Source organism: Stenotrophomonas sp. Ker107b, assembly GCF_053847245.1.
The window spans coordinates 1,986,274-2,011,142 of record NZ_JBSPHX010000001.1 but is presented as its reverse complement, the minus strand read 5'-3'; the positions used below and the strand labels follow the sequence as shown (position 1 = coordinate 2,011,142).

Sequence of the window (24,869 nt, the reverse complement as noted above, 5' to 3'; positions counted from 1 at the left end):
ACGTTTCGAGGGAGCGCCAACCAGATCATAGGATCCGAATGTCGCAGCAAACCACCATCCGCAAGCTTGCCGAACTGGTCAACACCCCGGTCGATAAACTGCTCGTACAACTTGCCGAAGCCGGCATGAAGTTCAGCGGTCCCGACCAGGTCGTGACCAGTACCGAAAAGGTGAAGCTCCTGGGCTTCCTTCGTCGCTCGCACGGCAAGACCGAGCAGCCCGTCGAGAGCACCGACGAAGCCGCCAAGAAGATCACCCTGAACCGTCGCAAGTTGCAGGAAGTGACCGTCAGCGCCGGCCGCAGCAAGACCACCGTCAACGTGGAAGTGCGCCAGAAGCGTACCTACATGAAGGACGCCAGCGGCAAGCCGATGACCGCGGATGAGGAGCGCGCCGACATCCTGCGCAAGCTGGAGGAATCCCGCCAGCGCAATCTGGACGAGCAGCGCGCACTGGCCGAGAAGGACCGTGCGCGCGACGAAGAAATCGCCCGCAAGCGTCAGGAAGAAATCGACGCCAAGGAACGTGCCGAAGCCGAGCGCAAGGCGGCCGAAGCCGCTGCTGAAGCGGCCAAGAACGCACCGCCGGCCCCGGCCCCGGCTGCGGCCAAGCCGGCTGCTGCCGATGCACCGGCCCGCAACGCGCGCCCGGCTGCACCGTCGGCTGCCCGTCCGGCACCGCGTTCGGACGATCGCAACTCGAACAACAACAACAACCGTCCGGGCGCCAAGCGCGACGACGATGGTGGCAACCGTTTCGCCGGTCAGCTGCATCTGTCAGCCGCCGATCGTGCCCGTCGCGGCAACAACAGCAACTCGCGCGGTCGTCCGACCGGGCGCGTGCAGCACGGCAGCCGCCGTGACAGCAACCAGTCGCGCAGCGGCGGTGGTGCCCATGGGTTCGAACGTCCGGTCGCTCCGATCGTGCGTGACGTCACCATCGGCGACACCATCACCGTCGCCGATCTGGCCCAGAAGCTGGCCGTCAAGGGCGGCGATGTGGTCAAGGCGCTGTTCAAGATGGGCGTCATGGCGACCATCACCCAGACCATCGACCATGACACTGCCGCGCTGGTGACCGAAGAACTCGGCCACAACGTGATCCGTGCCAACACCAACGACGCCGAAGACGCGCTGCTGGCGCTGGCCGGTGGCAACCAGGGCGAGCCGGTGGCACGTCCGCCGGTGGTCACCATCATGGGCCACGTCGATCACGGCAAGACCTCGCTGCTGGATTACATCCGCCGCACCAAGGTCGCCACGGGCGAAGCCGGTGGCATCACCCAGCACATCGGTGCGTACCACGTTGAAACGCCGAAGGGCGTGATCAGCTTCCTGGATACCCCGGGCCACGCGGCGTTTACGTCCATGCGTGCCCGCGGTGCCAAGCTGACCGACATCGTGGTGCTGGTGGTGGCGGCCGATGACGGCGTCATGCCGCAGACCAAGGAAGCCATCCAGCACGCCCGTTCGGCGGGTGTGCCGCTGATCGTGGCGATCAACAAGATCGACAAGTCCGGTGCCGATCCGATGCGCGTCAAGAACGAGCTGCTCACCGAGCAGGTCGTCTCCGAAGATTTCGGTGGTGACGTGCAGATGGTCGAGATCTCGGCCAAGGCTGGGCTGGGCATCGACGACCTGCTGGACGCGATCTCGATCCAGGCCGAACTGCTGGAACTGAAGGCCGTGGCCGACGGTCGCGCCACCGGCGTGGTCATCGAGTCCTCGCTGGACAAGGGCCGTGGCCCGATCGCCACCGTGCTGGTGCAGCAGGGTTCGCTGAAGAAGGGCGATTACCTGGTCTGCGGTATCCAGTACGGCCGCGTGCGCGCCCTGTTCGACGAAACCGGCGCACAGCCTGACCAGGCTGGCCCGTCGATTCCGGTGCAGGTGCTGGGTCTGTCCGGCGTGCCGGATGCCGGTGATGACTTCGTCGTGGTGGAAGACGAGCGTCTGGCCAAGGACGTTGCGCAGCAGCGCGAAACCAAGCGCCGTGAATCGCGCCTGGTGCAGTCCGCGGGCAGCCGCATGGAAGACATCATGGCGACCCTGGGCAAGGGCGATGGCCAGCAGGTGCTGAACCTGGTGATCAAGGCCGACGTGCAGGGTTCGGTGCAGGCGCTGAGCCAGGCACTGGTCGCGCTGTCCAACGACGACATCCGCATCAACGTGATCCACTCCGGCGTGGGCGGCATCACCGAATCGGACGCCAACTCGGCGGTTGCCTCCAAGGCCACCGTGATCGGCTTCAACGTGCGTGCCGACGCCTCCGCGCGTCGCATCATCGAGTCCAACGGTGTGGATCTGCGTTACTTCTCGATCATCTATGACGTGATCGATCAGGTAAAGCAGGTGGCCTCCGGTCTGCTCGGCGTGGAAATCCGCGAAGAGATCATCGGTATCGCCCAGGTCCGCGATGTGTTCCGCAGCTCGAAGTTCGGTGCGGTCGCAGGCTGCATGATCATCGAAGGCACGGTGAAGCGCAGCAAGCCGATCCGCGTCCTGCGCGACAGCGTCGTGGTCTTCGAAGGCGAGCTGGAATCGCTGCGTCGCTTCAAGGAGAACGTCGAAGAAGTCCGCAACGGTACCGAATGCGGTATCGGCGTGAAGGCTTACAACGACGTCAAGCCGGGTGATCAGATCGAGTGCTTCGAGCGTATCGAAGTGCCGCGCACCCTGTAATGTTCCAGGCCGGACCGCATCGCGCGGTCCGGCTTTTTCGCTTACGCATCACCCTTCAAGACGAGTCCGCCTACCGTGCCAAAGACCTTCCATCGAACCGACCGTGTTTCCGCCCAGATCCGCCGCGAACTGGGGACGCTCGTGCACAACGCCGTGCGTGTACACGGCCTGCCTTCGGTGAGCGTCTCCGACGTGGAAATCACCCGTGACATGGCGCATGCCAAGATCTTCGTCACCGCGCTGATGCCCGAACGTTCGGTGGAGGCCATGAAAGGCCTGAAGGAATTGGCCTGGGAGCTGCGGATGGAGCTGGCGCGGGCGATGAAGCTGCGCCATGTGCCCGAGCTGCACTTCCACTACGATGATTCGGTGGATCGCGGCGAGCGCATCGACAACATCCTGCGCGATCTGCCCGATACGTTGGCGGCAGAGAAGAGCCGGCAGGGTGATGACGGCGGCGAAGACGACGAAGGCGAAGACGCCGACGAAGGCGAAAAGAAAGCCTGATGGACCAACAGCCCGAAAGGGCTGTTGTCTTATGGGGCGGGGCCTGTCGCAGTGCGACCGCTCCGCCGGAGGCCGGATTGACCGGCAGCGCCACACGGCGCCGTTTTGAATTGAATGCATGGCACCCCGAATTTCATTCCGCCGCCTGGATGGCATCCTGCTGCTCGACAAGCCGACCGGCATGAGCTCCAACGCGGCCCTGCAGGTGGCCCGCCGCCTGTACCGCGCCGAGAAGGGCGGCCACACCGGGAGCCTGGATCCGCTGGCCACCGGTCTGCTGCCACTGTGCTTCGGTGAAGCGACCAAGATCGCCGGCCTGCTGCTCGGCTCGGCCAAGGCCTATGACGCCGAGGTGGTGCTGGGCCAGACCACCGATACCGACGATTCCGATGGCACCGTGCTGCGCGAGCGCCCGGTCCCGGCCATCAGTGCGGCCGAACTGGAGGCGGCGCTGGCACCGCTGCGCGGTCGCATCCGCCAGCGCGCCCCGATCTACTCCGCGCTCAAGCAGGGGGGCGAGCCGCTGTACCTGAAGGCCCGCCGTGGCGAGGCGATCGAAGCGCCGGAGCGCGATGTGGAGGTCCACGCCCTGGAGGTGCTGGCGCAGCAGCCGACCCGGCTGTCGCTGCGGGTGACCTGCGGTTCAGGCACCTACATCCGCAGCCTGGCCCGCGATCTTGGCGAGACGCTGGGCTGCGGCGCCCATATCGCCGGCCTGCGCCGGCTCTGGGTGGATCCCTTCCGTGAGGCACCGATGGTCACCCTGGAGACCCTGCGCGCCTTGGCCGAGCAGGGCGATGAAGCCGGCATGGAGGCCCTGCTGCTGCCGCTGGACGCGGGGCTGGCCCATTACCCCCGGGTCACGCTGGACGATGAGCAGACCCATCGCTTCCGCGTGGGGCAGCGGATCCGGGACGCCAGTTGGCCGCAGGGTGGGGTGGTGGTCTTCGGTCCGGAGGAGGCAATCCAGGGCCTGGGCCAGGTCGACGAGACCGGTCTGCTGGCCCCGCAGCGCCTGTTCAACCTCTGAGCGAGCGGGCCGGACACCACCCCGGTCCTTGTTCCGGACGCCCGCGGACGTTACAATTCCGCGGCCTTTTCAGGCTTCCCGCGTTCTGCGGGTTCATCCTTTCGTTAACGGCGAGTCGCGCGGTACGTCAATGGGACGTTTCTGCGGGCCACGCATCCAAGAGAAAACAGATATGTCGATCGACACCCAGAAAGTCATTGAAGACAACAAGCGCAGCGCGGCTGACACCGGCTCCCCGGAAGTCCAGGTCGCTCTGCTGACCGCCCGCATCGAACTGCTGACCGGCCACTTCAAGACCCACAAGAAGGATCACCACAGCCGTCGTGGTCTGCTGCAGATGGTCAACCGCCGCCGCAGCCTGCTGGACTACCTGAAGAAGAAAGACGCTCCGCGTTACAAGGCCCTGATCGAAAAGCTCGGCCTGCGTCGCTAAGCACGAACCCCCACCGCGGCGCAGGAATGCGCCGCGGTTTTGTTTTGGCAGTACCGCATCAAACGCATGGGCCGGACAACCGGTCACCCGTCGGCGGCAAGGGTCGCCCGCGGTCCATTGAAGAAAGCATCATCCAAGGAAACCCCCGTGGCAAAAATCACCAAAACCTTCCAGTACGGCAAGCACACCGTCACGCTTGAAACCGGCGAAATCGCCCGTCAGGCCGGCGGTGCCGTCATAGTCAAGTTCGACGACACCGTGCTGCTGGTCTCCGCCGTTGCCGCCAAGAGCGCGCGTGAGGGCCAGGACTTCTTCCCCCTGACCTGCGACTATCAGGAGAAGTTCTACGCAGGTGGCCGTATCCCGGGCGGTTTCTTCAAGCGCGAAGGCCGCGCGACCGAAAAAGAGACGCTGATTTCGCGCCTGATCGATCGCCCGATCCGTCCGCTGTTCCCGGAAGACTACAAGAACGAAGTTCAGATCATCGCCACGGTGATGTCGCTGAACCCGGACATCGATGGCGACATCGCTGCCCTGATCGGCGCCTCGGCTGCGCTGTCGCTGGCCGGCACCCCGTTCAAGGGTCCGATCGCCGCCGCCAAGGTGGGTTACAAGAACGGTGAGTACATCCTCAACCCGACCGTGACCGAACTGAAGGATTCGGAGCTGGAGCTGGTTGTCGCCGGTACCGCCAACGCCGTGCTGATGGTGGAATCCGAAGCCGCGCTGCTGTCCGAAGACGTGATGCTGGGCGCTGTGACCTTCGGTCACCGCGAAATGCAGAAGGTCATCAACGCGATCAACGAGCTGACCGTGGAAGCCGGCACCAAGCCGTCGACCTGGGAAGCCCCGGCCAAGAACGACGTGCTGATCAGCGCCCTGCAGGAAGCCATCGGCCCGCGCCTGGGCGAAGCCTTCCAGGTGCGCGACAAGCTGCAGCGCCGTGACGCCATCTCGGCGATCAAGAAGGACGTGGTCGAGTCGCTGGCTGGCCGTGTGGCCGCCGAAGGCTGGAACCCGGCCGAGCTGTCGAAGGAATTCGGCGAGCTGGAATACAGCACCATGCGCAACTCGGTGCTCGACACCAAGGTCCGCATCGACGGCCGTGCGCTGGACACCGTCCGCCCGATCTCGGTCAAGACCGGCATCCTGCCGCGTACCCACGGCTCCTCGCTGTTCACCCGCGGTGAAACGCAGGCCATCGTGACCATCACCCTGGGCACCGCCCGTGATGGCCAGGTCATCGATGCCGTCGCCGGTGAGTACAAGGAAAACTTCCTCTTCCATTACAACTTCCCCCCCTACTCGGTGGGTGAGACCGGCCGCATGATGGGCCCGAAGCGTCGCGAAATCGGCCACGGCCGTCTCGCCAAGCGCGGCGTGCTGGCAGTGATGCCGTCGCTGGAAGCCTTCCCGTACACCATCCGCGTGGTCTCGGAAATCACCGAATCCAACGGCTCCTCGTCGATGGCCTCGGTCTGCGGTTCCTCGCTGGCCCTGATGGACGCCGGCGTGCCGGTGAAGTCGCCGGTGGCCGGTATCGCCATGGGTCTGGTCAAGGAAGGCGAGCGCTTCGTCGTCCTGTCCGACATCCTGGGTGACGAAGATCACCTGGGCGACATGGACTTCAAGGTCGCCGGTACCGCTGAGGGCATCTCCGCCCTGCAGATGGACATCAAGATCGAAGGCATCACCGAAGAGATCATGAAGCAGGCACTGCAGCAGGCCAAGGCTGGCCGTCTGCACATCCTGGGTGAAATGGCCCACGGCCTGACCGCCCCGCGCGAAGAGCTGTCGGACTATGCGCCGCGCCTGCTGACCATCAAGATCCACCCGGACAAGATCCGCGAAGTGATCGGCAAGGGTGGTTCCACCATCCAGGCCATCACCAAGGAAACCGGTACCCAGATCGACATCCAGGATGACGGCACCATCGTCATCGCGTCGGTCAACGCCATCGCTGCGCAGGCTGCCAAGGCCCGCATCGAGCAGATCACCTCGGACGTCGAGCCGGGCCGCATCTACGAAGGCAAGGTCGCCAAGATCATGGACTTCGGTGCGTTCGTGACGATCCTGCCGGGCAAGGACGGTCTGGTCCATGTGTCGCAGATCTCCAGCGACCGCGTCGAGAAGGTCGGCGATGTGCTGAAGGAAGGCGATGTGGTCAAGGTCAAGGTGCTGGAAGTCGACAAGCAGGGCCGTATCCGCCTGTCGATGAAGGCCGTCGAAGAAGGCGAGGGCGCCCCGGCCGCCGAGTAATCGGCCCACGCCGATCTCGCGGCAGGTGAGGACCGTCGGTCCTCATGCCTACGCAGACAGGAAAAAGCGGGCTTCGGCCCGCTTTTTTTGTGCCCGCGTTTCGAGCCAACCGAACCAGTCCGCCGTGCAGCGCTAAGCCATGCAGGGCTGCCGCTGGTGCGGGTGCGCTATGCCAGGTAGCGCGACACCTCGATCAGATTCCGGTCCACATCGCGGAAATACACCGACAGGATCGGTCCAGTCGCACCGGTCCGCTGTACCGGTCCTTCTTCCACGGTCACGCCCTGCGCCTGCAGATGCGCCAGGATCTCGTCCATGGTTGCGTAGGTGATCAGGCACAGGTCCGCCGAGCCCGGTGTGGGCCGCTCGGCCTTGGGCTCGAACTCGCGCCCGTGCGCATGCAGGTTGATCTTCTGCAGCCCGAAGCGCAGCGCCTTGCGGCCTTCGCCGAAGGTCTCCACCTCCATGCCCAGCACACGCTGGTAGAACGCGCAGGTCGCGGCGACATCCGCCACGGTCAGGACCAGATGGTCCAATCGGTCGATATGCAGGTCGGTCATCGGTGTCAGACAGCAGTGAGGGAATGCGGTGGAACTGTAAGGCCGCGCACGCAAGCCGCAGGTGAATGCCTTGCGCTGTCAGGCCTCCTCATCGAGCGCTTCCTGCGGCGCTTGCAGGCAGTGCCCTATGCTGGGCGGCATGGGGACTTGCACACTGCTGGATCTGCACATCGACCGCACCGCACAGCAGGTGCGGCGCGGCGATGAGGTGTTGCCGGTCAACGGGCTGAGTTGGCGGCTGTTGGAGTGTCTGCTGGCGCATGGCGACGCCGTCGTCGATTTCGACACGCTGGCCGATCAGGTGTGGGCACCGGCGGTGGTCGGCGAGGATGCGATCAGCCAGCGGGTGAAGTTGCTCAGGCAGGCCTTGGGCGATGACAGCCGACGGCCACGGTATGTGCGCTCGGTGCGCGGCCGTGGTTACCAGCTGTGCGCGCCGCCGCAGCCGGTGATGCACGACACCGTTGCCAACGGCACCGCCGATGGTGCTCGCGCGCCACGCAGACGCGGACGCGCACACTGGGCCTGGCTGGCAGCGGGAATGACAGCCGCCGCAGCGGTTGCCGTGTTGATCGCGATCCGTTCCGGTACCGCGCCGGTGTCGCCTGCCGATCCGGTACTGCAGCGCGCTGCGTATTACGCGGGCATCGGCCAGGCCAGCAACAACGAGCGCGCGATGGCGTTGTACCGCCAGGCGCTGCAGATCGACCCCGAATCGTTGGCAGCGCGGCGCGGACTTGCGCGGGCGCTGGCTGCCGATGCCTGCCTCTTCAATGGCGCCCGCGAGCGCGCACAGGAAGCATTGGTGCTGGCCGGCCAGGTAGTCCGCATGGCGCCCGACGATGCGGCCGGATGGGCGGCGCGGGGCTACGCCTACGATTGCCTCGGCGCGATGCCGCAGGCCATGGCCGACTACCAGCAGGCCCTGCAGCGCGACCCGGATGACGAGCGCACCCGCGCCTCGCTGGCCTATCTGCATCAGGAGCGCGGGCACCTTGCGCAGGCGCTGCAGGACAACCTGTCGCTGCGGGCCCCGGAGCGTGTCCGCTTCCGCGACGTGCAGGTCGCGCGCGAACTGGAGCTGCTCGGTTTCACCGATGCCGCCGCGCGCCGGCATGCCCGCAACTTCCAGCTCTATCCCGACAATGTGTTCGCCAACATTGCCTGGCCGCACAGCCTGCTGGCGATGGGCGAGCCGGGCAAGGCGCAGCAGGCGCTCGATCAGGCGCTGGCGCGTGGGACCCCACATCCGGAACTGCTGCGTCTGCAGGGCGAACTGCGGCTGTTGAACGCAAATCGTAAGGGGGCTGCGGACGCCTTCGAGCAGAGCCGGGCACTGCGCCCACAGCAGTCGATGGGGCAGACCCTGGCCGGTCTGTACGGCGATCCAGCGCCTACGCCGGCATGGATTGCCGAGCGTCTGCAACTGCTGAAAGGGCAGGGCGACGATGGCTGGTCGGATACCGCGCTGGAGCGTGCACTGTTGCTGCAGGCCCAAGGCGAAGAGGCTGCTGCGCTGGTGGCCCTGCACCACGCGGTGAGCGCCGGCTTCCGCGATGCGGCGTGGTTGCGCGCCACCCCCTTGTTTGCACCGCTGCACGGTGCGGCGGGCTGGCAGGGACTGCTCGACATGATCGAGGCGGACGTATCTGCCCAGCGTGCCCAGGTGTTGGCCGCCCCGTGGCGGCCAACAGACCTCCAGGGCCTCAGCGCAGCGCGGGCAGCAGGAACTCGGTAAGGATGCGTCGCGACTGCGGGTGGGCGTAGCTGCGGTTGTAGGCCTGGCTGGTGATCACCGCCACCAGCTTCTTCTCCGGCATCACGAACACGTAGTTGCCGCCGTTGCCGGACATCGTCCACACGGTGGTTTCGTGCCCATCGACCGGAAGCTTCAGCCCCCACCACTGGTAGCCGTAGTCGCTGCCATCACCGGCGTTGGCCTGCGCGCTGACCATTGCCCGCACATAGCGGGACGGAATCAGCTGCCTGCCCTGCCAGCGTCCCTCGGCCAGCACCAGTTCGCCCAACCGCGCCAGGTCACGGCTGCGATAACGCGTTCCGCCGCCGCCCATGCCGATGCCTTCCGGTGAGCGGTTCCACCGGCTGGCGGTGATGCCCAGCGGACGCTCCAGCACCTGCGCGGCGTAGTCGGCCAAGGGCCGCTTCGTCGCCTGCTCCACCACCGCGCCAAGCACGAACGAATTGGCCGTGCAGTAGGCATGCGCGCGGCCGTGCGGGCTGTCTTCCGGTCGCGTCATCCACGGTGCGAAGCCTTTGACCGGCAGCGACAGCGCGAAGTCCAGCCAGTGCTCGGTCACGTACATGCGCTCTTCGTTGCCGGCCGAGAACGCATTCTCGTCATCGCACTCCCACAGCGTGCTCATGGTGAGCAGGTCTTCCACCGTCATCGCGCGCAGCCGGGGATCGACGGAATGGCCGGCGGTGAACGCGGGGAAGTAGTCGTACACACGGGCCTGCACGCCGGGCAGGGACCCGTCGCCGATGGCCGCGCCGACCAGCATCGCGGTCACGCTCTTGCTGGCCGAGCGCACGTCATTGAGGGTCTCCGCCGTACCACCGTTGAAGTAGCCCTCGTAGGCCACCTGGCCATCCACCAGCAGCAGCACGCTGGTGATCTGTTTGATGTCCTGGCTGGCGATCGCCGACTCCAGTGCGGTGATCCGGGCGCTGTCCAGCGCCGCGGGTGCGGCGGGAGCGGTCAGTGGCAGGGCGGCCGCCAGGGCGTAGACCAGGGCGGCAAGTCGGTGTCGGTAGTGGTGCATGGGCAAGGCTCCTCGAGATGAGGGCCGACTACGCCATGACGCGGTCTGAAGTGCTGGAAACGTGGCTGAAGAATTCTGAAAGCCCGCCGGGGCAGGCTCTCGAGGCGATCAGCGCGGCGCGCTCCAGACGCTGTTCGGGTCGCCATGCCGCGCGCGGCGCAGGCTCGCCCGTGCCAGCGTGGCGAATCCGAATGCCAGTGCGAGTGCCACCGCATCCACCCAGAACAGCGGCCAGTAGCCCCGTGCCGCGCTCGCCCATGGCCAGTAGCCGGTCAGGCCGCCGTGCGCCACCGCCACCAGTGCGGTGCTGATGGCGGCCGCCCAGAGCAGCTCACGGGCGGCCTGGTCGGGGCGACGCAGTGCCGCCCACAGCGCACACGCGGCCCAGGTGGCGAAACAGATCCAGCGGATGCCGTGATCCACTGCCTGCGGCGCGACCTGCTCCAGGATCTGGGCGCCCACGAAGCTCGCCGAGACCGCCACGCACAGCCCAATACAGACCCCCACCGTGGCCCGGGCCATGTTGATCTGCGCGCGCCCCTGTTCCACTTGGCGCCGTTTGCGACGCGATTCGATCCACAGCAAGTTGCCCGAGTAGAACAGGAAGGCGCCGCCCAGGCCGAGCAGGAAGTACAACCAGACCACCACGCCATTGCCGAACTCGCCGAAGTGCAGCGCGTAGGCCGCACTGAGGGTGGCATGGTTGGCATCGCGCTGGCCAGGCAACTGGCTGCTCAGCAGGCGGCCGGTGGCCGCATCCAGGCCGACCGCGCCGAGCGGCCCCAGGGTGCCGCCGGATTCGCCGGTGATCTCGATGGTCGCGTTGGCATCGCCGGCATGGGCGAGCTTCAGGAAGGCCGGTTCGAAATCGGCCACGCCCTGCGCGCGCGCCACCTCGATGGCGCGTGCGTGCAGCATGCGCAGCTGGGTTCCATCGCCGGGCTGGCCGCTGGGCTCGCGTACCGGGGCGGTGTCCATCGCTGCCGGCACCGCCTGCAGCAGCTTGCCGTCGAAGATCAGCGGATTCAGCGCCGCCATCTGCAGGAAGATCAGGCAGAGCAGCGCGCCGGTGACCGCGAACATCAGGTGGAAGGGCAGGCTGAGCACGCCGATCACATTGTGCGCGTCCTGCCACATCTGCTTGAGGTTGCGGCCCGGGCGCAGCGCGAACAGATCGCCCACCAGTCTGGGCAGGTGGATGACCAGGCCACTGAGCAGGGCCACGCCATACAGCAGGCTGACGATGCCCATCAGGTAGGTGCCCGCGACCGGCAGGCCCAGACTGTAATGCAGCTCGTTGACCAGCTCGGCCAGCCCGGTCTGTGGCGGGGTCACGCTGCCGTCGTAATGGTCCAGCCAAGCGTACAGCCAGGTGCCCTTGGCATCCTGCCAATACGCGATCGGCTGCGGATGATCCGCCCCCGGGAAGGTCATGCCCACGTGGGTGCGTGCGGCCGGGTGGCGCTCGAGCACCCCCTCGAGCAGGCGCTGCGCGTCGTCCAGGCTCGCGGCCGGGGTGTCCACTGCATGCGGGGTCTGCCACAGCGGCAGGTCGTGGTGGAACAGGGTCAGCGCACCGGCGTAGAACGCCACGAACAGCGCGAAACCGGCCACCAGGCCGACCCACGTATGCAGCGTGGTGAAGGTACGCAGGGTCTGGGAACTGAACTTCATCGTATCGCTCTCATTGCACCGCGCCGGTCAGGCGCAGCAGCCACAGCAGGCCGAACCCGGCCAGGGCGGTGGCGCTCATCACGGCCCAGGCCCGCAGCCCGGTACGGAAGCTGAAGGCCCAGATCGCCGCCAGCATCCACAGCGGAATGAAGGCGATCAGGCTGGGTACCAGCGCGCTCTGCCACGGCCCCGGCGGCAGCCAGGCGACCAGTCCGGTGGCCGCGGCCGCGACGAAGAACCCCGCCAGGAGGCCGGCGCCCGCGCGGGCCCACATCAGCGCATCACCTGTGCCGGGCGGTGCCAGGCAGCAAGCAGGGGCAGCAGGACCGCCGCCAACATCCAACTGCACAGCATCACCACCACGCCGGTGGCGATGCCCAGATTGGCGATCCACAGCCACAGCGCCGCCACCGCCGCCACCAGGCTGATCTGCCGGCCAAGGCGGCCGGCACGGCGCAGGCGCGGCCAGCGGCAGTGCGGTGAGGCGGCATACAGCGCCAGCGCGGAAAACGCGGAGCCGACCAGCGCCAGGCTGCAGAAGCCGAGCGAGGTCAGGGCAACAGTGATCATCGGCAATCCAATCGGCAAACCTGTCCTGGGCAGGACAGTAATCCGCGCATGGTAATCATTGCGGTTTGTGGGCGCCACACGGGCGCATTCAGGCGGTCCCGTCGGTTGGCCGCAGCCGGAGCGGCGCATTCATCGGCGGATTGGTTTAAGATCAGGGCATCTCTATCGAGGCAACAAGGTGGCCCGCGCCCTGCGCCGGTCTAGCGTGTGACATGAGCACTACCACCGCCCACCGCTGAACGCCCCCGACGGCCCCTGACGCAGGCGCCTTCGTGGCGCTTTTTTATTGCCTTGCCCCCGGATTCTCCAGGCCCCCTTGCGGGCCACCAGACCAAAGCACTCTCATGATCGCGATCACGCTCCCCGACGGCAGCCGCCGTGAATTCGAAAACCCCGTCAGTGTCATGGACGTCGCCCAGTCCATCGGTGCCGGCCTGGCCAAGGCCACCATCGCCGGTGCCGTGGATGGCGTGCTGGTCGATGCCAGTGACGTTATCGACCACGATGCCAGCCTGCGCATCATCACCGCCAAGGACGAGGAGGGCGTGGAGATCATCCGCCACTCCGCCGCCCATCTGGTCGGTCATGCGGTCAAGCAGCTGTACCCGGACGTCAAGATGGTGATCGGCCCGGTCATCGCCGAAGGCTTCTACTACGACATCTACTCCGAGCGTCCGTTCACGCCCGACGACATGGCCGCCATCGAAAAGCGCATGGCCGAGCTGATCGCGCAGGACTACGACGTCATCAAGAAGGTCACCCCGCGTGCGGAGGTCATCGAGATCTTCAAGGCGCGTGGCGAAGACTACAAGCTGCGCCTGATCGACGACATGTCGCCGGATATCCAGGCCATGGGCATGTACTACCACCAGGAATACGTGGACATGTGCCGCGGCCCGCACGTGCCCAACACGCGCTTCCTGAAGGCCTTCAAGCTGACCCGCATTTCCGGTGCCTACTGGCGCGGCGATGCCAAGAACGAGCAGCTGCAGCGCATCTACGGCACTGCCTGGGCCGACAAGAAGCAGCTTGAGGCCTACATCAAGCGCATCGAAGAAGCCGAAATGCGCGACCACCGCCGCATCGGCAAGCAGCAGGAACTGTTCCACCTGCAGGAAGAGGCCCCGGGCCTGGTGTTCTGGCACCCCAAGGGCTGGGCGCTGTGGCAGGTGGTCGAGCAGCACATGCGCCGTGTGTACCGCGACAGCGGCTACGGCGAAGTGCGCTGCCCGCAGATCCTGGATGTGTCGCTGTGGCAGAAGTCCGGCCACTGGGACAACTACCAGGAAAACATGTTCTTCACCGAATCGGAGAAGCGCACCTACGCAGTCAAGCCGATGAACTGCCCGGGCCACATCCAGGTGTTCAACCAGGGCCTGCACAGCTACCGCGATCTGCCGATCCGCTACGGTGAGTTCGGCTCGTGCCACCGCAACGAGCCCTCCGGCGCGCTGCACGGCATCCTGCGCGTGCGTGGTTTCACCCAGGACGACGGCCACGTGTTCTGCACCGAGTCGCAGATCGAAGCCGAAGTGACGGCCTTCCACCAGCAGGCGCTGGCGGTCTACACGACCTTCGGTTTCGACGAGATCCAGATCAAGATCGCGCTGCGCCCGGAAAAGCGCCTCGGCGATGACGCCACCTGGGACAAGGCCGAAGCCGCGCTGCGGTCGGCCCTGGGCAACTGTGGCGTGGAGTGGCAGGAGCTGCCGGGCGAGGGCGCCTTCTACGGTCCGAAGATCGAGTACCACCTCAAGGACGCCATCGGCCGTACCTGGCAGCTGGGCACGATGCAGGTCGATTTCATGATGCCCGGCCGCCTCGGCGCCGAGTACGTGGACGAAAACAGCCAGAAAAAGCACCCGGTCATGCTGCACCGGGCGATCGTCGGCTCGATGGAGCGGTTCATCGGCATCCTGATCGAGCACCACGCCGGGTCCTTCCCGTCCTGGCTGGCTCCGACCCAGGTCGTGGTGGCCAATATCACCGATGCGCAGGCTGAATACGTCAGCGAAGTACGGAAAACCCTTGCAGATCAAGGCTTCCGCGTGAACGCCGATTTGCGCAACGAGAAGATCGGATATAAGATTCGCGAGCATACGCTGCAGCGGGTCCCGTACCTGCTGGTGGTTGGCGACCGTGAGAAGGAAAATGGCGCCGTGGCCGTGCGTACGCGCTCTGGCGAAGATCTGGGCAGCATGTCCGTCCAGGCCTTCATCGAGCGGTTGCAGGCAGAACAGTCCGTGTAAGAAAGTCCCGGCCCTGCGGATGCTCCGCGATGGGCCGGTTTGATTCCTCTGGGAGATTGCAATATCAGTACCCCTGACAACAAACAGAACCGCAAGAATCAGGAAATCCGGGTGCCGCGCGTCCGCGTGATCGGCAGCGACGGAGAAATGATTGGTGTGTTGACGCGTGACGAAGCGCTGTCGATGGCCGAAGACGAAGGTCTGGACCTGGTCGAGATTCAGCCGCAGGCTGATCCGCCGGTGTGCAAGATCATGGACTTCGGCAAGTTCAAGTTCGAAGCGCAGAAGAAGGCCAACGAGGCCAAGAAGAAGACCAAGCAGGTCGAGATCAAGGAAGTGAAGTTCCGCCCGGTCACCGATGAAGGTGATTACCAGATCAAGCTGCGCAAGATGCGCGGTTTCCTGGAAGAGGGCGACAAGATCAAGGTCAACATCCGCTTCCGTGGCCGTGAAATGAGCCATCAGGAACTGGGTCGCGAAATGGCCAGCCGGATCGAAGGTGATCTGGGCGAGGACATCGTGATCGAGTCCCGTCCGCGCCTTGAAGGCCGGCAGATGGTGATGATGATCGCGCCGAAGAAGAAGTAACCGGCCATCGGCCCCAGCCCGGACGGGCGGGGCGTAGCGCCGGGCCATGCCCGGCCGCCGGCGCCGCCGGTGTCGAGTGCTTCAGATTCGCGTTACAAGGCACGGGCGCCTTTTCAGGCGCCTGCTGCCGTTTGCCGTGGCCGCAGCCTCTGCGGCCCGGCCGGTAGGCGTTCCACGCCTGCCGGCACCGGTAAACACCCGCCCAATCAAGCGTTTGCAACTGCCTGGATTCACGGGCATAATGGGCGGCCCCGTTTTGCGGGGGTGCTGTTTTGAACGGTTTCCCGCCCCATAAAGGCACGCTGTTTCAACGGCAAACAGGACCGGCCTGGTTCCCATAGGGGATCCCGGGCTTACAAGCAGGCAAGGGCACGGACGGAAAGTGTGGCAATGCCACCGCCCTGGTCAGTGACAAAACATCATCAAGGACATAGCAATGCCCAAGATCAAGACCAACCGGGCGGCGGCCAAGCGCTTCCGCAAGACCGCGTCCGGCAAGTTCAAGGCTGGCCACGCCAACCGTAGCCACATCCTCACGAAGAAGTCGACCAAGCGGAAGCGCAATCTGCGTCAGACGAACCATGTTCGTGCAGAAGACGCAGGCCGTTTGAACCGTATGCTTCCCTACCTCTGAGGACTGACCCATGGCACGAGTAAAGCGTGGCGTACAGGCGCGTCGCCGCCACAAGAAAATTCTGACCCTGGCGAAGGGTTACTACAACGCTCGCCGCAAGGTCTTCCGCGTTGCCAAGCAGGCCGTGATCAAGGCACAGCAGTACGCCTACATCGGTCGTAAGCAGAAGAAGCGCAACTTCCGTTCGCTGTGGATCACCCGCATCAACGCGGCTGCCCGCATCAACGGCCTGAGCTACAGCCGTTTCATGAACGGCCTGCTCAAGTCCGGCATCACCCTGGACCGTAAGGTTCTGGCTGACATCGCCGTGCACGACGCAGCTGGTTTTGCTGCACTGGCCGAAAAGGCCAAGGGCGCACTGGCGGCATAAGTCCATTCCCCTGCCGTTGCCGTTCACGCGCAACGGCTGTGGGTAAGGCAAATGCATGGGGAAGGGCGCAAGTCCTTCCCCATTCTTTTTTGTGTTGGCGGTGGCCCTCCCGGTGCCATCGATCGACAGCGGTGGCGACGGGGGTCGGCCCGACGCGCATCGCGATGGCATACCGACGCGAGGCTCCGGCTATCCATGAGTGACATCCAATCCCTGACCACGCAGGCACTGGCCGACGTGGCCGCTGCCCAGAGCCCCGATGCGCTGGAAGCCCTGCGCGTGGCCCTGCTGGGCAAGAACGGCAGCATCACCGCCCAGCTCAAGCAGCTCGGTGGCCTGCCGGCCGATGAGCGCAAAGCCGCCGGCGAAGCCATCAACCGTGCCCGTGACGCGCTGACCAGCGCGCTGGGTGATCGCAAGACCGTGCTGGAAGACGCTGCGCTGGACGCGCGCCTGGCCGCTGAGGCGATCGACATCACCTCGCCGGGCCGTCGCGAAGAGCGCGGTGGCCTGCATCCGGTGACCCGTACCCTGGAGCGCATCACCGAGATCTTCGGTCGCCTTGGTTACGAGCTCTCCGAAGGCCCGGAAATCGAAGACGACTGGCACAACTTCGAAGCGCTGAACTTCCCGCCGCACCACCCGGCGCGCGCGATGCACGACACCTTCTATTTCGGCGATGGCCGCCTGCTGCGCACGCATACCTCCGGTGTGCAGGTGCGCTACATGGGCGAGCACGCACCGCCGCTGCGCATGATCGCGGCCGGCAAGGTGTACCGCAGCGACAGCGACCAGACCCATTCGCCGATGTTCCACCAGGTGGAAGGTCTGCTGGTCGATGAGCACTCCACGTTTGCCGATCTGAAGGGAACGCTGTCCGAGTTCGTGCGCGCGTTCTTCGAGCGCGATTTCGAGATGCGTTTCCGTCCCAGCTACTTCCCCTTCGTGGAACCCGGCGCGGAAGTGGACATCGCCTGGCAGCAGCCCGACGGCAGCACCCGCTGGCTGGAAGTGCTCGGCTGCGGCATGGTCCACCCCAACGTGCTGCGCAGCGTCGGCATCGATCCGGAGCGCTATACCGGCTTCGCCTTCGGCCTGGGCGTGGAGCGCTTTGCGATGCTGCGTTACGGCGTCAACGACCTGCGCGCGTTCTTCGAAAACGACGTGCGGTTCCTGAAGCAGTTCGCGTAACAGCAGAACCGCCGGGCTGCCCCCGGCGCGACGTCGCACCACCATTCATCACGGCCCAGGCGCCTGCGCCGGGCCCACCAGGGTGACACCATGAAATTCTCTGAAAACTGGCTGCGCAGCCACGTCCCGACCACCGTCTCGCGCGAGGAACTCAGCGCGGTGCTGACCGCGATCGGTCTGGAAGTGGAAGCGGTCGATGCGCTGGGCGATGGCCTGCAGCATGTGGTCGTGGCGAAGATCATTTCCGCCGAAAGCCATCCCGAAGCCGACCGCCTGCAGATCTGCCAGGTCGATGCGGGGCAGGGCGAGCACCTGCAGATCGTCTGTGGCGCGCCGAACGCGCGCCCGGGCCTGGTCGCACCGCTGGCGATGGTCGGCGCGCAGATCGGCGATTTGAAGATCAAGCCGGCCAAGCTGCGTGGTGTGGACTCCAACGGCATGCTGTGCTCGGCCAAGGAACTGGGCCTGGACACCGATGCCTCCGGGCTGTTCGAACTGCCGGATGATGCACCCGTCGGCCAGACCCTGGTCGAGTATCTCGGCCTGCCCGATGCCAGCATCGAGATCAAGCTGACCCCCAACCGCGCCGATTGCTTCAGCATCCGCGGCATCGCCTTCGACGTGGCCGCCGCGTGCGCCAGTGAAGTCGTTCCGTTCGACGCTGCACCGGTCGCCGCCGTGGGCACGCGTGAGCTGACGGTCCAGCTGGACGCTGGCGCCGAAGCGCCGCGTTACGTCGGCCGTGTGATCGAGGGCGTCAACGCCCGCGCCGCCACCCCGTTGTGGATGGCCGAGCGCCTGCGCCGCAGTGGCGTGCGCCCGGTCTCGCTGCTGGTGGACGTCACCCAGTACGTGATGCTCGAGCTCGGCCAGCCGATGCATGCTTTCGATCTGGGCACCCTGCAGGGCAGCATCGGCGTGCGCCGTTCGCGCGCGGGTGAAACCCTGAAGCTGCTCGACGGCCGCGACGCCGCGCTGGACGACAGCTTCCTGCTCGTCACCGACGCCGATCGCCCGATCGCGCTGGCCGGCCTGATGGGCGGCTTCGATACGCGCGTCACCGACGACACCACCAACGTATTCCTGGAGGCCGCGCACTTCGCGCCCGCCGCGATCATGGGCCGTGGCCGCAAGCTGGGCCTGCACACCGATGCCGGCCACCGCTTCGAACGCGGCGTCGACCCGGTGCTGCCGCGCGCGGCGATCGAGTACGCCACCCGCCTGATTCTGGACCTGGCCGGCGGCACGCCTGCGCCGGTCACCGAGGCCGTGCGCGAAGCGGACCTGCCGGCGACCGCCACCATCGGTCTGCGCCGCGCCCGTATCGCGCGCGTGCTGGGCATCCAGATCGCCGATGCTGATGTGGAGCGCATCCTGCGCGCGCTGGGCATGGAGGTGGCCGCGACCGCCGATGGCTGGCAGGTCACCGCGCCGAGCCGTCGCTTCGATATCGCCATCGAAGAAGACCTGATCGAAGAGCTGGCCCGTATCCACGGGTACGAGCAGATTCCGACCACGCTGCCGGGCGGTGCCTCGCGCGTGGCGATGCCGACCGAGACCCGCCTGGACGACCTGAGCGTCCGGCGCCAGCTGGTCGCCCGCGATCTGCAGGAAACCATCAACTACGCCTTCGTCGATGCCGCGCTGCTTGCGCAGTGGCAGCTGGGCGAGGGCTTGGTCGCGCTGGCCAACCCGCTGTCGGCCGAACTGGCGGTGATGCGTCCGTCGCTGCTGCCGGGCCTGGTCGCCACCCTGGGCCGCAATGCCGCCCGCCAGCTGGGCCGCGTGCGCCTGTTCGAACTGGGCCGCGTATTCCATCAGCAGGCCGGCGAAGGCCAGCCCGCGCCGCTGGAAACCCAGCGCGTGGCCGCCGCGATCTGTGGCGATGCCGACACCCAGCAGTGGGGTCTGCCGACCCGCAAGGTCGATTTCCATGACCTCAAGGGCGACCTGGAATCGCTGGCTGCGGCCAGTGGCGCGGAGCTGGTGTTCACGCCGTCGCAGCGTCCGTATGGCCACCCGGCACGGTCGGCCGAGGTCTCCCGTGACGGCGTCAGCCTGGGCTGGATCGGCCAGATCCACCCGCGCCTGGCCAAGGCCATGGATATCGACGTGGACGTGTTCGCCTTCGAGCTGGACCTGGCCCCGTTGGCCGCCCGCGCGCTGCCCCGCGCGACCGAGCTGTCGCGCTTCCCGTCGATGCGCCGCGATCTGGCGTTCCTGGTGCCCGAGGCCGCGGCCTGGGCCGACCTGGAAGCCACCCTGCGCCGCGCCGTCGGCCCGCTGCTGCGGGAGGTTACCCTGTTCGACCGGTACGTCGGCCAGGGGGTCGAGCCGGGGTTCAAGAGTCTCGCTATGGGCTTGATTTTGCAGGACAAGTCGCGCACTCTGACGGACCGCGACGTGGATGCGGTGGTGGCCGAGGCGGTCTCTGCCATGGAGCGTGAACATCACGCCCGGATCCGCGGTTGAGCGGGAAGCATGGGGGATAGCAGGCAATGGCATTGACCAAGGCGGAGATGGCCGAGAAGCTGTTCGACGAAGTCGGTCTGAACAAGCGCGAAGCCAAGGAATTTGTCGACGCGTTCTTCGATGTGCTGCGTGAAGCATTGGAACAGGGACGTCAGGTGAAGCTGTCCGGCTTCGGGAATTTCGACCTGCGGCGCAAGAACCAGCGCCCGGGTCGCAACCCCAAGACCGGTGAGGAAATTCCGATTTCCGCCCGTACGGTGGTCACCTTCCGTCCGGGCCAGAAGCTCAAGGAAAGGGTAGAGGCATATGCTGGATCCGGGCAGTAACCGAGAACTTCCGCCGATACCGGCCAAGCGCTACTTCACCATCGGTGAGGTCAGTGAACTGTGCGACGTCAAGCCGCACGTGCTGCGTTACTGGGAAACCGAGTTCCCCAGTCTCGAGCCGGCCAAGCGCCGCGGCAACCGCCGCTACTACCAGCGCCACGATGTGCTGATGGTCCGCCAGATCCGCGGCCTGCTCTATGAGCAGGGCTACACCATCGGCGGCGCGCGCCTGCGCCTGGAAGGTGCCGATGCGCGCGAGGAATCGGCGCTGAGCAACCAGATCATCAAGCAGACGCGGATGGAACTGGAAGAAGTGCTGCAATTGCTGCGCCGCTGAACCATTTTTCACGCAAACCCGTTATACTCGTCGGCCCGCTGAGAGGCGGGGACATTGCCAGCATCATCGGGGCGTAGCGCAGCCTGGTAGCGCATCTGCCTGGGGGGCAGAGGGTCGTCGGTTCAAATCCGGCCGTCCCGACCAATGTTGGTGATTCGAATAAAGGCTTGTGCAGCGATGCGCAGGCCTTTTTTCTTTTTGGCTGCTGTCGGTTTCCCGTCATACCGCCGCTGGATCAACGTGGCGATCGCTTTTGCTTTGTCCGGTTGTGCGGGTGCCGCGGGTGCGTAGTACGCCGGTCGCACATTTCTTCCGGCGGGTCACTCGCTGTTGGATGCAGGCCGCGATTTGAGGGTATAACGCCGTTGCCTCACTGCCCGTGCAACGGCAGCGGCCGGTCGATCACCACATCTTTCATCACCAGGGTCGATGTGAGCCGCTGCACACCGGGCAGGGCAGAGAGGTGTTCGTCGTAGAGCTGCCGGAACGCGGCCAGGTCGCGGGTGATGACGTGCAGCAGGTAGTCCGGATCGCCGAACAGGCGCTGTGCCTGCAGCACCTGTGGCACGTCGGCCACCGCGTGCTCGAAGGCATCCACCGCGCGGCGGTCGCCGTCGCGCAGGGTGATGAACACCAGGGCCGAGAACTTCAGGCCCAGGGTGGCGGGATCCAGCTCGGCGCGGTAGCCGCGGATCGCGCCGGACTGCTCCAAGGCACGTACCCGGCGGTGGCAGGGCGAGACGCTCAGGCCGATGCGCTCGGCCAGTTCGGTCACGGTGAGGCGCCCGTCTTTCTGGAGCTCGGCAAGAATCCGCTGATCGGTGATGTCCATGCGCAAGAGTTTCCTCCTGATGCGCGGTGCGGGGCAAGTATTTGGAAGCACATTCCAGAGTCGCGGGAATATTCTTCTGTCTGGCACGCAGATCGCGGCAAGACCGCCCTTTGGACACCATGCAACCCAGCGTCATCATCGCCTTCTGGGCGGTTTCGATCCTCTTCGTGCTCACCCCCGGTGCGGATTGGGCGCATGCGATCGCTGCCGGCCTGCGCGGGCGGGCGGTGGTGCCTGCCGTGGCCGGGCTCTTGTCTGGCCATCTGCTGGCGATCGCGGTGGTCGCCGCGGGCGTCGGCGCGCTGTTCGCCCAGGCGCCTGCCGCGCTGCTCGTACTGACCGTGCTTGGCGCGCTGTATCTGCTGTGGCTGGGCATCGGGCTGCTGCGCCATCCGCCGGTGGCCGCAGCGGACGATGCGGGAGCGGTGACGGGATGGCGCCACTGGGCAGTCAAGGGCGCCTGCGTCAGCGGGCTCAATCCCAAGGTGCTGTTGTTGTTTCTGGCGCTGCTACCCCAGTTCATTTCCGCCAGCGCGGCATGGGCGATGCCTGTGCAGATCATCGCGCTGGGCATGGTGCACCTGGTCAGCTGCGCGGCGGTCTATCTGGCGGTCGGGTATGGCGCCGGTGCCGTGCTCCGCACGCGCCCGCGTGCATCACGCGTGGTCGGCCGCGTCTCGGGCGCCGCCATGATCCTGATCGCCGTGCTGTTGCTGAGCGGAACCGGCACACTCTGACCCCACGTTGTCACCCACCAGGATCCTTGGCATGACCGAACAGCTCCATCCCTACGCGACGCCGGGTAGCGCCCCGGTCCCGGCACCGCGCGTGCGCATTCCGCATCTGCAGCAGATGAAGGAGCGCGGCGAGAGGTGGGCCATGCTCACCGCCTACGACATGTACACCGCGGCGATCTTCGAAGATGCCGGCATTCCGGTGCTGCTGATCGGCGATTCGGCCTCCAACAACGTGTTCGGCAACGACTCGCTGCTGCCGGTCACGGTTGATGAGCTGATGCCGCTGGTCCGCGCGGTGAGCCGCTGCACGCGGCGGCCGCTGGTGATCGCCGATCTGCCGTTCGGTTCCTATCAGGCCTCGCCGGAGCAGTGCTTCCACACGGCGGTGCGTTTCATGAAGGAAGGCGGGGCCCACGCGGTCAAGCTGGAGGGCGGCATCGAGATGGTGCCGCAGGTGCGCAAGCTGGTCAGCTGCGGCATCCCGGTGATGGCGCACATCGGCTTCACGCCGCAATCGGAGCACCAGCTCGGTGGCTTCCGTGTGCAGGGACGGGGCGAGGATGGCGCACGCCTGATCGAGGAAGCGCGCGCGCTGGAGGCCGCTGGTGCCTTCGCGGTGCTGATGGAGATGGTGCCCGGCGCGGTCGCTGCACAGATCACCGCCGCGCTGAAAATTCCCACGGTGGGCATCGGGGCGGGCAGCAATTGCGATGCACAGGTGCTGGTCTGGCAGGACATGGCCGGGCTGCGCACCGGCAAGCTGCCGCGCTTCGTGAAGCAGTACGCGGATATGCACGGCTTGCTGCAGAAGGCCGCGCGTGAGTTCGCGGAAGAGGTGGGGGCAGGCACGTTCCCCGGCCCGGAACACACGTTCTGATCGACGCACGCACCGCCTGAGAAGCGCATCCACGGTACCGCTTCGTGGCGGTGCCGTGCGCTCTGCGTCATCGAATCGTCATGCGGGCCACGTACCTTCGCCGCACCTGGGGGTGAGGTGGGATCGTGGCCGAACACGCAAAACGGCGTTTGGCGCGCATGTTTCAGGAACAGGGGCCGGTGTTGAGGGGATTCTTCACCCGCCGCGGTGCGCGCCAGGATGCCGAAGACATGGTGCAGGAAACCTATCTGCGCCTGCTGCGCGCGCATGAGGATCAAGGCGAGGCGATCGCCAATCCGGAAGCCTACCTGTTCACTGTCGCGCAGAATCTCGCACGCGAGCAGGCGGCGCGCCGGCGCTGGTCGATGCTGCCCATCGATGATCTTGAGAACCTCACCACGCGGTTGACCGGCGAGGAAACCGTGGAAGACGCCGCCGAGCGTGAGCAGCGCCGCACGCACCTGCAGACGCTGCTGGGCACCTTGCCCGAGCACACCCGCGCCGTGCTGGTGATGCAGTATCGCGATGGGCTCAGCTACAAGGAGATCGCCGAGCGGCTCGGCGTGTCCTCGCACATGGTCAAGAAGCATGTGGTGCGCGGGCTGTCCGTGTGTCGCCGTGCGCTGGCCGGTCATGCGGAGGTGTGGTGAGCGAAATGCCTGCCCCACGCCCGTCCCTCGCCAACGAGGCCGCGCACTGGCATGCGCTGCAGCGCCAGGGCGGGGTGACCCCCGAGCAGCAACGCCAGTTCATGAAGTGGCTGGTGACCTCACCGGCGCATCTGCGCGAGTACATCACGGTCAGCCGGGTTGCCAGCGAGCTCAGCGATGCGCTGCGCGGCATGGCGGTGGACCTGGATGCGCTGATCGCTGCAGGGCCACCGGCAGCCGACGACAACGTGGTGGCGCTGCCGGTGCGGCGGCGACCTCCGCCGCCCGTGGCATCGCGCGCATCACGCCGCCACCTGCCGGGTATCGCCGCCGCGGCCGCGTTGCTGCTGGGGGTGGGAGTTGTCGGCCACCTGGCCTGGCCACAGACACGGCACTACGTGGCGGCGCACGGTGCGCCGCGCAGCTTCGCGCTGCCTGATCACACGGTGGTGCATCTGAATGCAGAGAGCGAGCTGTCGATCCGCTTCACCTTGTTGAGCCGCCGCGTGGAGCTGTCGCGCGGGCAGGCCAGCTTTGTGGTGGCCGAGGAACGCCGTCCCTTTGCCGTGCATGCGGCAGGGCTGGAGGTGCGCGATATCGGCACGACGTTCGACGTGTCGCTGCGGCGCGAGCAGGCGCGGATCGAGGTGGCCGAGGGCAGCGTGCAGATCCGCGGCGACTCGGGCCAGGGCCGGCTGCTTGCCGATCTTCGTGCAGGCCAGAGTGCGCACATCGACTACCGCGATCAGACCGTCAGCCTCCGCCAGCAGCATGCGGACACGATGACCGCCTGGTGGCGTCGCCGCGTGGTGTTCCAGGATGAGCCGCTGCGCGAGGTGGCCGAGCAGTTCAATCGCCTCAACCGCGTGCGCCTGCAGGTGGACGACGATGTCGCCGGGGCACTGCGACTGACCGGCAACCTGCGTGGCGACGATCTTGCATCACTTCGTACCTTCCTCGATCAGCAGCCATCGCTGCGCACGCGCGTGGTCGACAAACAGATCCACGTGAGCAGCCGAGCAGCGGCGGATACCAGCGCGAAACAACAGTAATTGCGCTATCCGCGCGTCATCGCGCGGCGCACATCGAGCGGCTGTCAAAAAAAATTC

At 66.1% G+C, this 24,869-nt stretch carries 24 protein-coding genes and 1 tRNA gene; 19 read left to right on the top strand and 6 right to left on the bottom strand.

Annotated elements, in window-relative coordinates:
- Window positions 1-38 precede the first annotated feature (38 nt).
- From infB to pnp, 5 genes are all read left to right on the top strand, one after another.
- The gene (gene infB, locus ACWV8V_RS09125; RefSeq protein ID WP_121038391.1) at window positions 39-2,681 is read left to right on the top strand and encodes a translation initiation factor IF-2; all 2,643 of its coding nucleotides are present in this window, start codon (window positions 39-41) and stop codon (window positions 2,679-2,681) included.
- A 75-nt stretch (window positions 2,682-2,756) separates the two neighbouring features.
- Window positions 2,757-3,188, top strand: a complete 432-nt coding sequence (rbfA, locus tag ACWV8V_RS09120) for a 30S ribosome-binding factor RbfA (protein ID WP_121038388.1) — start codon at window positions 2,757-2,759, stop codon at window positions 3,186-3,188.
- A 118-nt stretch (window positions 3,189-3,306) separates the two neighbouring features.
- Window positions 3,307-4,218: a tRNA pseudouridine(55) synthase TruB gene (gene truB / locus ACWV8V_RS09115; RefSeq protein ID WP_455899511.1), complete on the top strand. Its 912-nt coding sequence runs from the start codon at window positions 3,307-3,309 to the stop codon at window positions 4,216-4,218.
- A gap of 172 nt (window positions 4,219-4,390) precedes the next feature.
- Window positions 4,391-4,651 (top strand): 30S ribosomal protein S15, encoded by a 261-nt coding sequence (gene rpsO, locus ACWV8V_RS09110; protein WP_038687260.1) that lies wholly within the window; start codon window positions 4,391-4,393, stop codon window positions 4,649-4,651.
- Between the two features lie 147 nt (window positions 4,652-4,798).
- A complete protein-coding gene (pnp, locus tag ACWV8V_RS09105) occupies window positions 4,799-6,910 on the top strand; it encodes a polyribonucleotide nucleotidyltransferase (protein ID WP_121038382.1) in 2,112 nt (703 codons plus the stop codon).
- A 167-nt stretch (window positions 6,911-7,077) separates the two neighbouring features.
- Here the strand turns inward: pnp and ACWV8V_RS09100 are convergent, their stop codons facing one another.
- On the bottom strand, window positions 7,078-7,461 hold the full coding sequence (locus ACWV8V_RS09100; RefSeq protein ID WP_259261646.1) for a VOC family protein: 384 nt from the start codon (window positions 7,459-7,461) through the stop codon (window positions 7,078-7,080).
- 148 nt (window positions 7,462-7,609) lie between these two features.
- On the opposite strand from ACWV8V_RS09100, the gene ACWV8V_RS09095 reads away from it, so the two are divergent.
- On the top strand, window positions 7,610-9,208 hold the full coding sequence (locus ACWV8V_RS09095) for a winged helix-turn-helix domain-containing protein (RefSeq protein ID WP_455899510.1): 1,599 nt from the start codon (window positions 7,610-7,612) through the stop codon (window positions 9,206-9,208).
- Here ACWV8V_RS09095 and ACWV8V_RS09090 read toward each other — a convergent pair.
- From ACWV8V_RS09090 to ACWV8V_RS09075, 4 genes are all read right to left on the bottom strand, one after another.
- The gene (locus ACWV8V_RS09090; protein WP_455899509.1) at window positions 9,177-10,253 is read right to left on the bottom strand and encodes a serine hydrolase domain-containing protein; all 1,077 of its coding nucleotides are present in this window, start codon (window positions 10,251-10,253) and stop codon (window positions 9,177-9,179) included. The two genes, ACWV8V_RS09095 and ACWV8V_RS09090, sit on opposite strands and share 32 nt — an antisense overlap.
- Window positions 10,254-10,361: 108 nt before the next feature.
- The gene (locus ACWV8V_RS09085; RefSeq protein ID WP_455899508.1) at window positions 10,362-11,927 is read right to left on the bottom strand and encodes a PepSY-associated TM helix domain-containing protein; all 1,566 of its coding nucleotides are present in this window, start codon (window positions 11,925-11,927) and stop codon (window positions 10,362-10,364) included.
- 10 nt (window positions 11,928-11,937) lie between these two features.
- Window positions 11,938-12,201, bottom strand: coding sequence for a hypothetical protein (locus tag ACWV8V_RS09080; RefSeq protein ID WP_123730649.1), 264 nt, complete (start codon window positions 12,199-12,201; stop codon window positions 11,938-11,940).
- Window positions 12,201-12,497, bottom strand: a complete 297-nt coding sequence (locus ACWV8V_RS09075; protein ID WP_123730650.1) for a hypothetical protein — start codon at window positions 12,495-12,497, stop codon at window positions 12,201-12,203. Before ACWV8V_RS09075 ends, ACWV8V_RS09080 begins: the two co-directional genes overlap by 1 nt.
- A gap of 344 nt (window positions 12,498-12,841) precedes the next feature.
- Here ACWV8V_RS09075 and thrS point away from each other — a divergent pair, with 344 nt between their 5' ends.
- From thrS to ACWV8V_RS09030, 9 genes are all read left to right on the top strand, one after another.
- Window positions 12,842-14,746 (top strand): threonine--tRNA ligase, encoded by a 1,905-nt coding sequence (thrS, locus tag ACWV8V_RS09070; protein WP_123730651.1) that lies wholly within the window; start codon window positions 12,842-12,844, stop codon window positions 14,744-14,746.
- A gap of 48 nt (window positions 14,747-14,794) precedes the next feature.
- Window positions 14,795-15,334 carry a translation initiation factor IF-3 gene (infC, locus tag ACWV8V_RS09065; RefSeq protein WP_172838068.1) on the top strand — a complete coding sequence of 180 codons (540 nt, stop codon included), beginning with the start codon at window positions 14,795-14,797 and terminating at the stop codon, window positions 15,332-15,334.
- A gap of 436 nt (window positions 15,335-15,770) precedes the next feature.
- The gene (gene rpmI / locus ACWV8V_RS09060; RefSeq protein WP_017355265.1) at window positions 15,771-15,968 is read left to right on the top strand and encodes a 50S ribosomal protein L35; all 198 of its coding nucleotides are present in this window, start codon (window positions 15,771-15,773) and stop codon (window positions 15,966-15,968) included.
- A gap of 10 nt (window positions 15,969-15,978) precedes the next feature.
- Entirely contained in the window at window positions 15,979-16,338 is a 360-nt protein-coding gene (rplT, locus tag ACWV8V_RS09055; protein ID WP_017355264.1) for a 50S ribosomal protein L20, read from the top strand.
- 195 nt (window positions 16,339-16,533) lie between these two features.
- Window positions 16,534-17,529, top strand: coding sequence for a phenylalanine--tRNA ligase subunit alpha (locus tag ACWV8V_RS09050; protein ID WP_455899507.1), 996 nt, complete (start codon window positions 16,534-16,536; stop codon window positions 17,527-17,529).
- Window positions 17,530-17,619: 90 nt separating this feature from the next.
- On the top strand, window positions 17,620-20,001 hold the full coding sequence (pheT, locus tag ACWV8V_RS09045; RefSeq protein ID WP_455899506.1) for a phenylalanine--tRNA ligase subunit beta: 2,382 nt from the start codon (window positions 17,620-17,622) through the stop codon (window positions 19,999-20,001).
- A gap of 26 nt (window positions 20,002-20,027) precedes the next feature.
- Entirely contained in the window at window positions 20,028-20,327 is a 300-nt protein-coding gene (locus tag ACWV8V_RS09040) for an integration host factor subunit alpha (RefSeq protein ID WP_005410432.1), read from the top strand.
- The gene (locus ACWV8V_RS09035; protein WP_019182707.1) at window positions 20,308-20,664 is read left to right on the top strand and encodes a MerR family transcriptional regulator; all 357 of its coding nucleotides are present in this window, start codon (window positions 20,308-20,310) and stop codon (window positions 20,662-20,664) included. The genes ACWV8V_RS09040 and ACWV8V_RS09035 overlap by 20 nt, the downstream gene beginning before the upstream one ends.
- 67 nt (window positions 20,665-20,731) lie before the next feature.
- Window positions 20,732-20,808 (top strand) — tRNA-Pro (locus tag ACWV8V_RS09030).
- A 226-nt stretch (window positions 20,809-21,034) separates the two neighbouring features.
- Here ACWV8V_RS09030 and ACWV8V_RS09025 read toward each other — a convergent pair.
- Window positions 21,035-21,496, bottom strand: a complete 462-nt coding sequence (locus tag ACWV8V_RS09025; RefSeq protein WP_455899505.1) for an Lrp/AsnC family transcriptional regulator — start codon at window positions 21,494-21,496, stop codon at window positions 21,035-21,037.
- A 119-nt stretch (window positions 21,497-21,615) separates the two neighbouring features.
- Here ACWV8V_RS09025 and ACWV8V_RS09020 point away from each other — a divergent pair, with 119 nt between their 5' ends.
- The 4 genes from ACWV8V_RS09020 to ACWV8V_RS09005 all read left to right on the top strand — a co-directional run bounded on the left by ACWV8V_RS09020 (window position 21,616) and on the right by ACWV8V_RS09005 (window position 24,812).
- Window positions 21,616-22,233: a LysE family translocator gene (locus tag ACWV8V_RS09020; protein WP_455899504.1), complete on the top strand. Its 618-nt coding sequence runs from the start codon at window positions 21,616-21,618 to the stop codon at window positions 22,231-22,233.
- A gap of 31 nt (window positions 22,234-22,264) precedes the next feature.
- Window positions 22,265-23,110: a 3-methyl-2-oxobutanoate hydroxymethyltransferase gene (gene panB / locus ACWV8V_RS09015; RefSeq protein WP_455899503.1), complete on the top strand. Its 846-nt coding sequence runs from the start codon at window positions 22,265-22,267 to the stop codon at window positions 23,108-23,110.
- A 125-nt stretch (window positions 23,111-23,235) separates the two neighbouring features.
- Complete coding sequence (locus ACWV8V_RS09010) at window positions 23,236-23,760, top strand: RNA polymerase sigma factor (protein ID WP_455899502.1); 525 nt, start codon at window positions 23,236-23,238, stop codon at window positions 23,758-23,760.
- 5 nt (window positions 23,761-23,765) lie between these two features.
- Window positions 23,766-24,812 carry a FecR family protein gene (locus ACWV8V_RS09005; RefSeq protein WP_455899501.1) on the top strand — a complete coding sequence of 349 codons (1,047 nt, stop codon included), beginning with the start codon at window positions 23,766-23,768 and terminating at the stop codon, window positions 24,810-24,812.
- The last annotated feature ends 57 nt before the right edge of the window (window positions 24,813-24,869 follow it).

Bases quoted from the DNA above. Each gene is read 5' to 3' on its own strand.
- ACWV8V_RS09025 (WP_455899505.1), bottom strand. From the start codon at position 21,496: ATGGACATCACCGATCAGCGGATTCTTGCCGAGCTCCAGAAAGACGGG.
- truB (WP_455899511.1), top strand. From the start codon at position 3,307: ATGGCACCCCGAATTTCATTCCGCCGCCTGGATGGCATCCTGCTGCTC.
- ACWV8V_RS09085 (WP_455899508.1), bottom strand. From the start codon at position 11,927: ATGAAGTTCAGTTCCCAGACCCTGCGTACCTTCACCACGCTGCATACG.
- ACWV8V_RS09050 (WP_455899507.1), top strand. From the start codon at position 16,534: ATGAGTGACATCCAATCCCTGACCACGCAGGCACTGGCCGACGTGGCC.
- infB (WP_121038391.1), top strand. From the start codon at position 39: ATGTCGCAGCAAACCACCATCCGCAAGCTTGCCGAACTGGTCAACACC.
- rplT (WP_017355264.1), top strand. From the start codon at position 15,979: ATGGCACGAGTAAAGCGTGGCGTACAGGCGCGTCGCCGCCACAAGAAA.
- ACWV8V_RS09020 (WP_455899504.1), top strand. From the start codon at position 21,616: ATGCAACCCAGCGTCATCATCGCCTTCTGGGCGGTTTCGATCCTCTTC.
- rpsO (WP_038687260.1), top strand. From the start codon at position 4,391: ATGTCGATCGACACCCAGAAAGTCATTGAAGACAACAAGCGCAGCGCG.
- pheT (WP_455899506.1), top strand. From the start codon at position 17,620: ATGAAATTCTCTGAAAACTGGCTGCGCAGCCACGTCCCGACCACCGTC.
- ACWV8V_RS09075 (WP_123730650.1), bottom strand. From the start codon at position 12,497: ATGATCACTGTTGCCCTGACCTCGCTCGGCTTCTGCAGCCTGGCGCTG.
- panB (WP_455899503.1), top strand. From the start codon at position 22,265: ATGACCGAACAGCTCCATCCCTACGCGACGCCGGGTAGCGCCCCGGTC.
- ACWV8V_RS09095 (WP_455899510.1), top strand. From the start codon at position 7,610: ATGGGGACTTGCACACTGCTGGATCTGCACATCGACCGCACCGCACAG.
- ACWV8V_RS09090 (WP_455899509.1), bottom strand. From the start codon at position 10,253: ATGCACCACTACCGACACCGACTTGCCGCCCTGGTCTACGCCCTGGCG.
- ACWV8V_RS09080 (WP_123730649.1), bottom strand. From the start codon at position 12,201: ATGTGGGCCCGCGCGGGCGCCGGCCTCCTGGCGGGGTTCTTCGTCGCG.
- rpmI (WP_017355265.1), top strand. From the start codon at position 15,771: ATGCCCAAGATCAAGACCAACCGGGCGGCGGCCAAGCGCTTCCGCAAG.
- ACWV8V_RS09035 (WP_019182707.1), top strand. From the start codon at position 20,308: ATGCTGGATCCGGGCAGTAACCGAGAACTTCCGCCGATACCGGCCAAG.
- ACWV8V_RS09040 (WP_005410432.1), top strand. From the start codon at position 20,028: ATGGCATTGACCAAGGCGGAGATGGCCGAGAAGCTGTTCGACGAAGTC.
- thrS (WP_123730651.1), top strand. From the start codon at position 12,842: ATGATCGCGATCACGCTCCCCGACGGCAGCCGCCGTGAATTCGAAAAC.
- ACWV8V_RS09005 (WP_455899501.1), top strand. From the start codon at position 23,766: ATGCCTGCCCCACGCCCGTCCCTCGCCAACGAGGCCGCGCACTGGCAT.